The following is a 14,205-nucleotide window of genomic DNA, read 5'->3' on the forward strand; positions in this document are numbered from 1 at the left end:
TTGTTAAAATCTGTTCGAATATAGTCATAAAAAAACGGTTTACCAAAAGAGGTAAACCGTATAAACAGTGGCTTTTCGCCTATTTTATCCTAGTAGCGGGAACTGGACTCGAACCAGTGACCTTCGGGTTATGAGCCCGACGAGCTACCTACTGCTCTATCCCGCGATATTGGATTGCAAATATACAACCATTTTTCATTCTACCAACAAAAAAATAAACTTTTTTATTGTTCTATGTTTTTTGCATTGAAAGCTGTGATTTCTCCTTCTTCTGTAAGCAGTTCTAATTCAATTGGATTGCAGCAAACTTCGCAGTCTTCAATGTATTTTTGCTGGCGCACAGATGTATCAATTAACATGGAAATTTCTTCCCAACAATACGGACATTGAAAAAAATATTCGTTCATATTGCAAAAATACAACTTAAGATTGAGACTCCAACGCTTCCATTTCTTCCTGAATTGCTTCCCAATCTTCCATCAATGTTTCCAACGTCTTCTTTTTCCCCTGATATAAATCAAAGAAATTAGGTTGCGCTATGGTTTCTTCATAATTAACCGCCAATTCCATATCAATATCTTTGATTTCTTTTTCCAAGTCAGAAATAGCACGTTCAACTTTGTTGAGTTTATTGTTAAGTGATTTTAGCTTTTTTTGCGATTCATAAGAGTGCTTTGGCGCTTCTGCTTTTACAATTTCTTGCTTTACTACTGTTCGTTTTTCAACTTCACGCAAGTCTGCTACTTTTCGTTCACCCAAATAATAGTTAATATCACCCAGATATTCTTTTATTTTTTGATCTTTAAACTCATAGACTTTGTTTGTTAAACCTTGTAAAAAATCACGATCATGCGAGACTAAGATTAAAGTTCCTTCAAAGTTTTGCAATGCTTTTTTGAGTACATTTTTCGACTTTATATCTAAGTGATTCGTAGGCTCATCCATTACCAATACATTGAAAGGTTGCAAAAGCATTTTACACAAAGCCAAACGATTTCGTTCTCCTCCAGAAAGTACTTTTACTTTTTTGTCAACTTCTTCTCCTCTAAATAGAAAAGCTCCTAGCATGTCGCGCACTTTTGGGCGTGTTTTTTCATCGGCAGCTTCAATCATTGTATCTTCTACCGTAAGGCTACCATCCAAGTATTCTGCCTGATTTTGCGCAAAATAACCAACCTGTACATTATGCCCCAATTCCATTTTACCTTCATGCGAAATTTCGTTGACAATGATTTTTGCCAAAGTAGATTTTCCTTGTCCATTTTGCCCAACAAAAGCAATTTTGCTACTTCTTTCTACAAATAAATCAATGTTTGAAAGCACTTGTTTTTTTCCATAATTTTTAGAGATATTTTCTCCTTCCACCACAACTTTTCCTGGCTGAATAGATAACGGAAATTGAATTGCCATCACCGCATTATCATCTTCATCGACTTCAATACGGTCAATACGTTCCAATTTTTTAATGAGTGATTGCGCCATGGCAGCCTTGGAAGCTTTCGCTCGAAATTTTTCAATGAGTTTTTCTGTATGTTGAATATGCTTTTCCTGATTTTTTTGAGTTGCTAATTGTTGTTCACGGATTTCTTGGCGTAGTACTAAATATTTAGAATACGGTTTGTTGTAATCGTAAATACGACCTAGCGAAATTTCAATAGTCCTGTTCGTTACATTATCCAAAAACATTTTATCGTGCGACACTATGATTACGACACCCGGAAATGCTTTTAAGAACTGTTCTAACCAAATGATAGACTCTATATCCAAATGGTTCGTAGGCTCATCTAAAAGCAAGATATCGTTTTTCTGCAATAAGAGTTTTGCCAACTCTATTCGCATACGCCAACCTCCTGAAAAGGTATCTGTTTTTTTGTCAAAATCTTCTCGCTTGAAACCTAATCCTTGTAAAACTCTTTCAGTATCTCCTTTATAGTTATAACCTCCTAATATTTCATAACGCGAAGTGCATTCGCTTAAATCGACAATGAGTTGATTGTAGGACTGGCTATCATAATCAGTGCGCTCTGATAGTTGATGATTGATTTGATCAATTTTAAGTTCTAGCTCTCGAATTTGCTCAAAAGCTTCATAACTTTCTTCCAAGACGGTACGTCCTTGCGTAAATTCAATATCTTGTTTTAGAAAACCAATTTCGACATCTTTATCAGTTGCAATTTCTCCTTCATCTGGTTCGTTTTCTTTGGCAAGAATTTTTAATAAGGTAGATTTCCCCGCGCCATTTTTTCCAATCAGTCCAACACGGTCGCCCGCATTGAGTCGAAACGCAATATCTTTAAACAGATACGTTCCACCAAAAGCAACAGCAATATTGTGAATATTTATCATGAGTGTGACAAAAGTTACAGTTTTTATAAAATGTAAATCTTACTTTTGTAGTTCAGTAAGATGGTTTTATAATATATTTTACAAATGTTAAAAAAAGGAACGAAATTAAATAGTATTTTAACGGGAAGTTGCCCAAAATGCCAAAACGAGCGTATGTATGAGGTGAAAAATCCATATAAATTAAATACTACATTAAAAATGAACGAAACTTGTTCGCAATGTGGCACTCGTTATAAGATAGAACCTTCCTTTTTTTATGGAGCAATGTATGTAAGTTATGGTGTAGGAATTGCGTTTGCGGTAGCCGCTTTTATAATTACTCGATATTTTATTGGTTCTGAAAGTTTACTGACTTCCTTTTTTGCAATTATGGGAACATTGATTGTTTTTATGCCCATTATTATGCGTGTATCGAGAAATATTTGGATTAATCTTTTTATGTCTTATGACAAAGAATTAGATCCGAAAGCAAAGTAAATTACGCATCTGCATCTTCAAAACGTTTTATATTGATCTCATTTGGTAATTCAGCTTGATATTCTAGGTGCTTATAGAGCTGTTTGGGAACTGTTGGGGCAATCATAACACCACGTGTTCCTAAACCGTTTAAAACAGCTAATTTTGGGTTTTCAGGATGTATCCCCACTAACGGTCTTCGATCAATCACTGTTGGTCGTATTCCAGCTACATGTGCTATGATTTCGTATTCACAATTAATCAGTTTTGACAATTTTGTTACGAGCTCCCTTTTAGCTTCTTCTGTTGCAGTATTTGTTTTGTCTGTCCAATTATAAGTTGCGCCTACTGTATAGACATCATTTCCTTGTGGGATAAGAAATACAGAAGATTTTAACACATAGTCTATTTTTAATGTTGGCGCTTTGATAAAGAGTAATTCTCCTTTAGTTCCATTTAATGGTAAATATGAAAAATATGGATTTTTCTTGATTCCAAATCCTTCACAGAATACTATTTTTTTAGCTTGTATGTTCTGATATTGCACGAATTCATCTTCTATAGTCAACTTTTCATATTGAAAACTTTCATTTCGCAAATAGTTTTTAGCTTGAAGATATTCGCGGTAAGCTTTGAGTAATTTTCCTGTAAAGATTCTCCCTGTTTCTTTTACTTTCCCTAAAGAGAAAGGTGCATCGACTGCTTCATTCGTGTTAATGACAAGTTGTGTATCTAGGTATTTAGACAGTTTCGGTTTATCAGAAGCTTCAAACCACATATTTTGCTCTTCAATAGCAGCAAAGCGTCTCATAACAGGTAGTTTTTCATCAATGCTTGTTTGTAATTTCTCCTCCAAAGCTTCGTAAAACGGCAATGCGACTTCCAGTTGTTCATCAGCATTCCAAACTGGCGTAAATCGTTTTAAAATTACAGGATTATACAATCCGCCTGCAACTGTAGAAGATTTTTGAGAATCATCTTCAAAAACTATAATTTTTTTCCCTTCAGCTTCTAGTTCTTCACAAAAAGCAATTCCGGCCAATCCTAATCCAACAACTATACAATCAATCATGTTGCAAAAATAAAAAACGCTCACCAAATAGTGAGCGTTTTAATATTGTTATGTGTTATGAATTTTAGTAATTCCACATGTCTTGTTCTCTTCCTCTGATCTTTTCTTTGATTCGTTCAGATTCCAATAACTGCATGAGTGAATTCTCTTTCACGTATTCTTTAACTTGTCGATCTCCCTGGACATTTTCTTCTTTGTAGATAAGTCCATTGAAACGTCTTGAGTTGAGCACATGGTCAAATGATAATGGCACTGCAGCATTACGATCATTGAATGCTTTAGCTTCGTGCAAAATTTCTCTTGCATCTGGATAGAATACCCAAAATAATTCGATTAAATCTTGCTCTCCATCTAAATCAACATATTGTGCTTCAACTGCAACAGGTGCAATACCTAACAGTCTATATTTTAATTCACCTTGACGCTTGTCGAAATACCAGACTCCTTTTACATGATATTCTTGAATATCAGCAGCAGTTAGTTCTCTTACTTCAATATACTCATCAGAAAGTTTTTCTCCTCTGTTTAATTGGTTGAAACCTTCATCTAAGGTATCAATCTTCTTTAAACTTGATTGAATATCTTTGAGTGTACGTGTTGCTGTAAAATTACCATCTGCATAGATCTTTTCGATCTTGTTGCTTTTGATATATGCCATTAACACATCATATAGAGAACGTCTGTCTGGACGTATCCCGATTGAGTCAATAGGATAATACAATGGAAAGTTTACTCTTTCATCAAGATCTATAATTTCCCAAGTTGTTGCTGACCAAAGAATATCTCTGTCATCAACATATCCGTATGGTAAAGGACCATCATTATCAGCATCTTTCTGAGCTTGTGTCTTTTTACCAATTTCACTTGGATCCTTTGCGTTCAATAAGTTTGCTTGCGCAAGCATAGTTCCTGATAGCAGGAATGTAAATGCAATTGTAAATAAACCTTTCCAATTCATAACAAATGTTTTAATATTTTTTAGTTTGTAATTTCAATAATTACTGGCGATATTTTCTTAATAAGTGGTCCGTTACTTTTGGCCTTAATATTCAGAATCTGTACCGTTTGTCCTCTTCTAGCTCTGTTTAATGCAGCTTTAGCTCTTCCGTCTAACTTACTACCATTCACAGTAATTGTTGGTTGACCAGGAACTTTAAAATCAAACTGAGTTACACGTAATGGTAATTCGAAGTCGAAATCTTCGAAATCAGCTTTTACTGATCCCTTTGCAACACCTGATTTACTCATTTTTGTAGAACCTTTAACACCTCTAAAGAATCCAGTTGGTGCAGGAATATCTTTAATTCTGAATGTTTTACTATCTCCAGCTTTAGAACCATCATCAAGTGTAGCAGATACATTGATTTTTACTTCTGTTCCTGTAGATGGCTTCATGTTATATTTCCCGTTTCCAACTTTTTTTAATCCATTTGCATTTGCAGTTACCTTATTATCTGGCACACCAGCAAAAGAAATTGTCATTGGGTTATCTACTCCACGATATACTACATTCATCTTATCTGCAGAAATAGTTGCTGAGTTTGGACGTGGCACTACTACATAGTTTCCAACAATAGGAATTTCTAATGGCTTTCCATCTTCTAAGAATGTAAAGCTTCCCTCTACTTTATGTTCACCAACATTTCCTACATTGAAATCTAATTTAGCCGCACCTGAAGAGTCTACTGCTTTAGCAACATCGATTTCGGTTCCTTGAACAGTAAGTTTTGTAGGAGTAACATTAGCATACTTACCTAATACTACTTTTCCTTGAAACTTCTCTCCTGCAAAGAATGCTGACTTGTCAGCAAGTATAATTGCTTGATACTTTTTTAGCGAAACAGCTTCTGTAAGTGTATTTCCTAAGAATAAGTTGAACATATTAGCTTCTGTAACTTTAACATCATTTTGCATAGCTGTTAACTTTGTATAAGATGCAATAGCTGGGAAACCTTGGAAATGATAATCTAACCAATCTATTTTCTTCCCTTCTTTGTTTGTTACAGGACCAGTATTGAAACGCTTGTCAAAGCTTTCAATAGCCTTTTTGTATTTCACGTCAGTTCCTAAAACAGCTTTGATATCTGATTTGTATTTTTCAATTTCAGCCATCACAGCTTGCCCAGCCTTTGTAAGGCGATCACCTGTAAACCATTTTTCATCAAGAATATCAGTTTTGTCCATCGCTTCAAAAGGTAATTTACCTGTTTCTGTATCAGGAACATACCCACCATCTTTTAAAAGATCTGCTTTTAGTGTTTCAATGTATTTGAAAAATCTATCTGATATACGATTTACTTCTTGAGCTTTATTCGCAGGAACTGCGAATTCTTCCTTTTTCTCTTTTCCTTTTGTAATTAAATCGTCTAGTAATGCACCATTTGTTTCAGATGCCGCTATGTTAGACTCAGCAAACTTTGCTTCCATTAATCCAAAAGCTGATAATACTTCCTTAGACATATTCATAGCCATCATTGCGATGAATACCAAATACATCAGGTTAATCATTTTCTGCCTTGCAGATACTTTTCCTCCTGCCATTTCTAATTAGTTTTTTTGTTAATTTTTGTTGAATTAATTATTTAATTAACTACTAATTAGTTTTTGTTCATAGCAGATAACATTCCTCCATATACACCATTTAACGATGATAAGTTAGATGCTAATGATTGCATTTGCTCTTTAAGCTTCGCTGCATTTTCAACAGCTTCCTCGTTGATCGCCGCTTGACGATTAGCACTTTCCATTTGTACTTTGTAAAGACTATTTAAAGACTCCATTTGTGCTGCTGCTAATGACATTTCTTCACTGTACTTTTTAGTTGAAGCAATTGCGTCTACTGTAGGAGATATACTTTTTGCAGCTCCTTCAAAGTTACGAATACTATCTCCTAAGCTGCTCATTAATTCTCCGTCAATTCTTGCGTCTTTTAATAAGTTATCTAATTTCTTAGACAATAATCCTTCTGCATCAGTTGCTTCTTGCTTTTTAGCTTTAGCTTTTGCAGATCCTCCTGATAACTCAGGGTATACTAATGACCAATCTAGTTCGTCAGATTGTCTTTCAAATGCTGAATATGTGAATACTAGTGCTTCTACAATCATACCTAGTGTTAAAATCTCACTTCCGTAAGGCCAGTGTTGAATTTTAAATAATGCTCCTACAATTACAATTGCCGCTCCTAGTCCATATACCATGTTCGTTAGCGTAATCTTGCCATTCTTTGCCATAATAATCTAATTTTAGTTTAGTGTTTAGTTAATAAAATTTAAGTGTTTGGGTTTTCCGTGGTTTATTTTAGTATTTTGATTTTCTAATTTTTTACTGTTCCGATAACATCAGTTCCCATGTAGCTTTGTACAGTTCTGAAACCAATATAACTTCTTGCTGAATCTTTGTACTCAAAGTCTCTTGTACTTACTTGTAAGAAGTATTCAACATCTTTCCATGAACCTCCACGAATTACTTTACGATTGTTAAGTGAATCGTTTACGTTCGGGCTCATTGTAGACATGTATTCGTATGAACTTGGGTCATAAGATGACGCTGTCCACTCTGCTACATTTCCTGCCATGTTATATAAATTGAAGTCGTTAGGTTCAAATGCATCACCTTCTACTGTGTATAGTGCTTGGTCTGCTGCATAATTTCCTCTTAATGGCTTAAAGTTTGCCAAGAAACAACCTCTATCATTCATTGTGTAAGGTCCTCCCCAAGGATACGTTGCTCCTTCAAGTCCGCCTCTTGCTGCGTACTCCCATTCTGCTTCAGATGGTAATCTGAATTTGTTGATCCTGTGACGCTTCTTTTCTTTTCTGTAAATATTCTTTTTTAAAGTTCTCCACTCACAAAATGCCTTTGCTTGTTGCCATGTTACACCTACTACTGGATAATCATTGTATGCATCATGCCAGAAGTAATCGTTGTGCATTGGCTCGTTGTATGAATATTCGAAATCTCTAATCCACACTGTAGTATCTGGATAGATCTCTAGATTTTCTCTTTTGATAAAATCCGTACGCTTTTTCCCTTTGTGTTTTGCTGCAGCTTCAATATCCATCCATGTGTATTGGAATCTTACTTTTGTCCAATCGATTGTACGTTGTCCATTATATGATTCTGCTTCAGGAATTAACATAGAATCTAAAACCTCTGCATAGTACTCATCTGGAATTTCAGAATAATCCCAAATTAACTCTTCATCACGGTTTAGACGTCTACCTTCATAACCTGTATCACCTAAGCCTACATAGTTTTCAAGATTGTACTTTTCCCAAGCTGTTAAATCAGTTGTATCAGCATCCTTGAATGCAAACTTTGCGATACCATCTTCATTGGGATCAGTCTTACCTTCTTCATCTGCTAATATTGCTAGTCTTGTTCTCATTATTGAGTCACGAACCCAGTATACAAATTCACGATACTCGCTATTAGTAATTTCAGTTTCATCCATATAGAATGATGGAACTGTAACTGTTTTAGTTGGTGCGTTTTTAGTTTGAGCAATATCATCATCAGATTTACCCATGATAAAAGAACCACCAGGAACTAAAGTCATACCATAAGGTTTTTCTGGATGCCATTTTTTTCCTTTGACACCGATTAGCTCACCTCTGTCTTTAGAACCACAGCTACAAAGAAATGCTAAAACAGCTGTTAATACAACAATCTTTTTCATACGGAATTATTGAGGTTAATACGTTTTTTATAGATTTTAAGGGCGTAAACCTATTTATTTATTTTTAAAAAAACAATTTTTTATTCTAAAAACTAATGGTTTTAAATCGCTTTTTCTAAATATAATTTTAAGGTTTTCTTAACACACTTATTTAATTTATACTTTTTTTATACGCCATCCACCATCTTTCAGGGATAATTTGATTGCATGCATTCAAATAATCTTGGTGTGTGCAAGGTAATAACGTATGTCTTTTTAATTTATTATTCAAACTTGAAATAAATGGTATTTCTATCCACCATCTTTCAGTTTTATTACTCTTATAAAATACCATTTCTTCTACGTCGTTTGGCACGATATACTTTAAATAGTCGTCTTTTGAGGCAAATGGATAATCTTTTACACGATAATTGACTCCTTCAATAAAATACCAAATCATTTGTGCGACTAACATAGCCGTAATTTCTTCATCTTTGGAATTGCGATACTCAAAAACACCAAATGAAGATACTTTATCACTGATTCCTGCATATCGACTAATGGCGCAAATTTCTTTTCCATCTAAGCCGTTTGGTGATGTATTTTGATTCCCACTTACTTCAGAAGCCTTTACAGCCGATAAATCAATTCCGACAATGTCTGCATCACGTGTAATTGGCTCAACGATACTTATATCATTAGAAACTTGCCCTAAACGGAACGCATCAAAGAAAAGTTTTTGCATTAAATCAATTTCTTCTTGCGCATTGAAATAGGTTTGGTATCCTATATTACTGTAATTGAATAGATTGTGCGGCTCTTCTGTGATGATTTTACCCATGTAAGATTGATTACTTACAGATTGTGTTACCGCACCAAAATCAAATTTACTATCTACATTTACAATATTCACCGTTTGCTCCAAATTGTCATACGCGCGATACATTGCGTACATTAAATCTTGGCTTCCTCCCAAAATAATAGGAATGATGTTTTTTTTGAGCAAAGGTTCCATGATACGCTTCAATGCTGCATACGTATCATCAACGGATTCTCCTTTTTGAAGATTTCCTAAGTCAACAAGTTTGTGACTCCAGTTTCCTGGAAAGAGACTGTACAGTGCTTTTCGAATTTCTAATAAATCTAAGCTTTCACCCAAATAATTGATATCACTTCGATTTTCAAGCACTGCTATGATTGCAAATTTTGCTTCAGTCACCGATTCAGGAATACCATTTTTGGACGTATGGATGTCTATTTGATTTCCAAAAGCCTGCTCCGACAACAATTCATTATGAGCCATCAATATATCATTGACGGGTGATAAAAATTCGAACTCCATTATTTTTTAGCTTTTGCTTTTGACTTAGCTTTTGCTTTTGTTTTCTTCTTTGGAGCTTTATCTTCAATCATTTTTTGAACTTCTTCTAAGGTCAATTTTGTAGCATCAACTGTTTTTGGAAGCTCAATTTTTATTTTTCCTTGAATGATATTGCTTCTTCCCCATCGTGCTTTTTCGACGCGAATTCCTTCTACTTCCCAATTGTGAATTACTTTTTCACGTTCTTTTTTCTTCTTGTCTTCAATGAGTTCTTCAATATCGGCTTGCGACAAATTATCGAAGTCATATTTTTTATTGACATTAATAAAGATTCCATTCCACTTTAAGAAAGGTCCAAAACGCCCAACTCCTTTGGTAACATCATGTCCTTCATATTGTGCGATTGGCGCATCTGCTTTTTCACGCGCATCAATTAATTCTTTTGCACGCTCCATTTCCACACTTAATGGATCTTCTCCTTTGTCTAAAGAGATGAATTTTTTACCAAATTTTACGTACGGACCATAACGACCGTTGTTTACCTCAACAGCTTGACCTTTGTATTCTCCAAGTGATTTTGGCAATTGAAATAAATCCATTGCTTCTTCAAAAGTGATGGTATTTAATTGCTGATCTGGACTCAAGCTTGCAAATTTCGGCTTTTCTTCATCGTCTACCGTTCCTACTTGAACCATTGGCCCAAATCTTCCTAAACGCACACTAACTTGCTTTCCAGTTTCAGGATCAACTCCTAAGATACGTTCTCCTGATTCACGTTCGGCATTTTCTTTTACATCTTCTACAGTTGGGTGAAAATCTGCATAGAAATCTTTCATCATTACTTTCCACTCTTCATTGCCAGAAGCAATATCGTCAAAGTTTTGCTCTACTTTCGCTGTAAAATTGTAGTCTAAAATTGAAGAGAAATTTTTCACCAAGAAATCATTTACAATCATTCCAATATCCGTTGGCACTAATTTCCCTTTATCAGAACCTACTTTTTCAGTCAGTTCCTTTTCTATGATTTTATCTGCTTTTAATGTGAGTTGTTCGTATTTACGCTCTACACCTTCTACAGAACCTTTTTCAATGTATCCTCTGTTTTGGATTGTAGAAATTGTTGGCGCATACGTTGACGGCCTTCCAATTCCTAACTCTTCTAATTGTTTTACAAGCGATGCTTCCGTAAATCGATATGGTGCTTTGGTATAACGCTGTGTTGCTGTTATAAATTCGTTTGTGAGTTGTTCACCTACAAATAATGCTGGCAACATTCCGTCTTGCTCTTCTTCCTCATCATCTTTTCCTTCTAAATATACTTTTAGGAAACCTTCGAATTTTAATACTTCACCATTTGCAGTGAAACGTTCCCCATGTGTATTGGCTTCTATTTTTGCATTGGTACGTTCAAGCTTTGCATCGCTCATTTGAGAAGCAACAGTACGTTTCCAGATAAGTTCATATAAACGTATTTGATCGTATTCTGCATCTACCGAATGATTCGCCATGTTTGTCGGACGAATAGCTTCGTGTGCTTCCTGTGCTCCTTTTGATTTACTTCTGTAATCTCTTGGATGACTATATTCTTCACCATAGGAACGAATGATTTCTTCCTGTGCTGCATTTTTTGCATCGTTGGAAAGGTTAACACTATCCGTTCTCATATAGGTAATTAAACCAGCTTCATATAAACGCTGTGCCAATGTCATCGTTTTACTTACGGAGAAATATAGCTTTCGCGATGCTTCTTGTTGTAGTGTTGATGTGGTAAATGGTGCTGCTGGTGATTTTTTTGCTGGCTTAGTTTCTAAGTTGGCAATTTTAAAATCGGCCCCAGCATTTTTGGCTAAGAAATCTTTGGCTTCTTGATGTGTTGGGAATGTTTTATTTAGTCTTGCTTTGAACTTTTTCCCTTTTGAATTTAAGAATTCAGCTGCGATTTTAAATGATGCTTGTGGTTTAAAGTCTTGAATGCTACGTTCACGCTCAACAATTAATCGTACCGAAACTGATTGAACACGTCCAGCAGACAATCCTCCTTTTACTTTTCTCCAAAGTACAGGTGACAATTCGTATCCTACCAATCTATCTAATATCCTACGTGCTTGTTGTGCGTTTACAAGATTGTAGTCAATATCTCTTGGGTTTTCAATTGCCTTTAAGATTGCTGATTTGGTAATTTCATGAAAAACGATTCGCTTTGTACGTTCTGGATCTAATTTTAATGTTTCCGCTAAATGCCATGCAATTGCTTCTCCTTCACGATCCTCATCACTAGCGAGCCATACAACTTCTGCTTTTTTTGCTAAGTCTTTTAATTTTTTTACTACTGTTTTTTTGTCGTCAGAGACAATATATTCAGGTTCAAAATCGCCATCAACATTTACACCTAATTCTTTGGAAGGTAAGTCTGCAATGTGACCAAAACTTGATTCTACTTTGTAATCTTTTCCAAGAAATTTTTCAATTGTTTTTGCCTTTGCAGGTGACTCAACAATTACCAGATTCTTTGCCATATATTATTTTTTCAGAGTACAAAAGTATGTAGATTTTTAAAAATGGGCACATTTTTTTGCATTTACGATTTTTTTGCGTCTGTATTTTTTCATTTTTTACAGATTTAAAAATCATATTTCACACCTATGGTAAATGCGCCTGACTTCCTAGCTCCGAGATAATTTATATATGGTGAAAATTCATATTTAAAAACCAGTCCAACCTTTTTATAATACAAGGTAGAAAACAATCCGTAATTGATTTTTCGATCAAAGAAGTTGATGTTATCCCTACCAAAAACCTCATTATTTGGCGAATAGAATTCGTATCCAAGATATCCGCCAGCTTCTACACCAAAGTTTCCAAAACGCCTTTCAAGACCAGAATACACATTCATACTTAGTTCTCCTCTATTAAAACTGATAGAATCATTTTTGAGACGAAGATTTCTGAATTGCAAAGAAGCTCCATAATTAAAGGTGTACTTCTTTTTTAGTTTTTCTTTAACGGTATAAGAAAGTTCAAAAATATAAGAACCTATAAAATCATAATCATTTTTATTTACAAAACCATTGAAGCCAACCATGAGGTCAAGATTGTCATACATTTTTTCTGCTTTTTTAGATTTACGACGTTTTTTACGTTTCTTTTTGAGCATTTCTGGAGTTATCAATTCCCAAGAAGCTAGTTTCAATCCTGCCGCATTGAGTTGGCAATCTTCTTCTCCATCAGTAAAAGTCATGCTTGCTGTAATGCTCAATGAATGTTTGGTCTTAGATTTTGTAATCCTATTTCCGTCAAAAGCATTGGTATTGTTTGAAACCAACACATTATTTTTTCCATTCATGAATCGTGAATGATTTCCAGTCTGTGTTTTCACTACACCTTTTCTCTCTCTTTGTGAGTTTTTAGTAGTTTGCTGCTGTTTTTTTGTTTCTGACATTACAACAGAAGTGTTTGTTTCTGCTTGACTATCATCATTCACGACTTCATTTGATTGTGAATTTGAATCTGGACTTAAGGTTGAGCTCAAGGTTGAATTTGAAATTATTTCGTTATTAGTATTTGTATTTTTCTTTGAAACTTCTGTGGTTTCTACATCAGCTACTTTATGAACACCAATATAAATTCCTAACGAGCATAACAATGTAAATAAGAGTATATATATAAGGAGTCTTTTGCGTTTTTTACGCATCATTTTTTGCTGCACCATTTGCCAACCATCTGGAGAAGGTTGTACAGTACGATCTGAAAGCGCTGTTTTAGTTAATGCATCTATGAAATCAAAATCTTCCATTGGCTTTTTTTATGGTTTGCAATTGTTCTTTTAATAGTTTTCGCGCTCTGAATAAGCGTGTCTTCGATGTAGTTTCTGGTATTTTTAATAGATCTGCAATTTCCTTATGCGAATATCCTTCTATTGCATACAAATTGAATACTAGTTTAAACTCCAACGGAAGTTGCTCTATGAGTCGCTGAATTTCCGAAACTTCATTTACAGGTTCTTGATAGGTTTTTTGTCGCTCTAGAATAATTTCACTTTGGGAAACTATTACAAACTTCTTCTTGCGAAGAAACGATAGACTTTCTCGAATCATGATTTTACGAATCCAACCTTCAAAACTTCCTTTGTTTTTATATTTTTTTACATTAAAAAATACTTTTACAAAACCATTATTCATAGCTTCTTCTGCCAAGGTTTTATCGGAAATAAAGTTTTGACACGCCGCTAGCATTTTAGGTGCAAAGGCATCATAAACTGCTTTTTGTGCGAGTTCATCACCTTTGATTAATGCTTTTATATTATATGCTTCTGCGTTTGTGTTTTCCAAAAACGTTTGCCCTATTTGGTTGTTT

General features: G+C 34.8%; 12 protein-coding genes and 1 tRNA gene. 1 reads left to right on the forward strand and 12 read right to left on the reverse strand.

What is annotated here, in order from left to right:
- Window positions 1-93: 93 nt before the first annotated feature.
- The 3 genes from MK119_RS19055 to abc-f form a co-directional block, all read right to left on the reverse strand.
- Window positions 94-166, reverse strand: a tRNA-Met gene (locus tag MK119_RS19055).
- Window positions 167-224: 58 nt separating this feature from the next.
- A complete protein-coding gene (locus MK119_RS19060; protein WP_290682213.1) occupies window positions 225-407 on the reverse strand; it encodes a CPXCG motif-containing cysteine-rich protein in 183 nt (60 codons plus the stop codon).
- Window positions 408-423: 16 nt separating this feature from the next.
- Window positions 424-2,346 (reverse strand): ribosomal protection-like ABC-F family protein, encoded by a 1,923-nt coding sequence (gene abc-f / locus MK119_RS19065; protein WP_290682215.1) that lies wholly within the window; start codon window positions 2,344-2,346, stop codon window positions 424-426.
- Window positions 2,347-2,430: 84 nt separating this feature from the next.
- Here abc-f and MK119_RS19070 point away from each other — a divergent pair, with 84 nt between their 5' ends.
- Complete coding sequence (locus MK119_RS19070) at window positions 2,431-2,823, forward strand: DUF983 domain-containing protein (protein WP_290682216.1); 393 nt, start codon at window positions 2,431-2,433, stop codon at window positions 2,821-2,823.
- A 1-nt stretch (window position 2,824) separates the two neighbouring features.
- On the opposite strand, the gene MK119_RS19075 is transcribed toward MK119_RS19070, so the two are convergent.
- From MK119_RS19075 to MK119_RS19115, 9 genes are all read right to left on the reverse strand, one after another.
- Window positions 2,825-3,874 (reverse strand): FAD-binding oxidoreductase, encoded by a 1,050-nt coding sequence (locus MK119_RS19075; protein ID WP_290682219.1) that lies wholly within the window; start codon window positions 3,872-3,874, stop codon window positions 2,825-2,827.
- Window positions 3,875-3,938: 64 nt separating this feature from the next.
- Window positions 3,939-4,832, reverse strand: coding sequence for a gliding motility protein GldN (gene gldN, locus MK119_RS19080; protein WP_290682221.1), 894 nt, complete (start codon window positions 4,830-4,832; stop codon window positions 3,939-3,941).
- Window positions 4,833-4,852: 20 nt separating this feature from the next.
- Window positions 4,853-6,415 carry a gliding motility protein GldM gene (gene gldM, locus MK119_RS19085; protein ID WP_290682224.1) on the reverse strand — a complete coding sequence of 521 codons (1,563 nt, stop codon included), beginning with the start codon at window positions 6,413-6,415 and terminating at the stop codon, window positions 4,853-4,855.
- A gap of 56 nt (window positions 6,416-6,471) precedes the next feature.
- Window positions 6,472-7,104 carry a gliding motility protein GldL gene (gldL, locus tag MK119_RS19090; RefSeq protein WP_290682227.1) on the reverse strand — a complete coding sequence of 211 codons (633 nt, stop codon included), beginning with the start codon at window positions 7,102-7,104 and terminating at the stop codon, window positions 6,472-6,474.
- Between the two features lie 83 nt (window positions 7,105-7,187).
- Window positions 7,188-8,552, reverse strand: coding sequence for a gliding motility lipoprotein GldK (gldK, locus tag MK119_RS19095; RefSeq protein WP_290682230.1), 1,365 nt, complete (start codon window positions 8,550-8,552; stop codon window positions 7,188-7,190).
- Between the two features lie 151 nt (window positions 8,553-8,703).
- Window positions 8,704-9,873: a formimidoylglutamase gene (locus tag MK119_RS19100; protein ID WP_290682232.1), complete on the reverse strand. Its 1,170-nt coding sequence runs from the start codon at window positions 9,871-9,873 to the stop codon at window positions 8,704-8,706.
- The gene (topA, locus tag MK119_RS19105; RefSeq protein WP_290682235.1) at window positions 9,873-12,368 is read right to left on the reverse strand and encodes a type I DNA topoisomerase; all 2,496 of its coding nucleotides are present in this window, start codon (window positions 12,366-12,368) and stop codon (window positions 9,873-9,875) included. Before topA ends, MK119_RS19100 begins: the two co-directional genes overlap by 1 nt.
- Window positions 12,369-12,472: 104 nt before the next feature.
- Window positions 12,473-13,645, reverse strand: coding sequence for a hypothetical protein (locus tag MK119_RS19110; RefSeq protein WP_290682237.1), 1,173 nt, complete (start codon window positions 13,643-13,645; stop codon window positions 12,473-12,475).
- Window positions 13,632-14,180, reverse strand: a complete 549-nt coding sequence (locus tag MK119_RS19115; RefSeq protein ID WP_290682240.1) for a sigma-70 family RNA polymerase sigma factor — start codon at window positions 14,178-14,180, stop codon at window positions 13,632-13,634. The genes MK119_RS19110 and MK119_RS19115 overlap by 14 nt, the downstream gene beginning before the upstream one ends.
- Between the last annotated feature and the right edge of the window lie 25 nt (window positions 14,181-14,205).

This window comes from Kordia sp., from assembly GCF_022447245.1.
GTDB lineage: Bacteria > Bacteroidota > Bacteroidia > Flavobacteriales > Flavobacteriaceae > Kordia.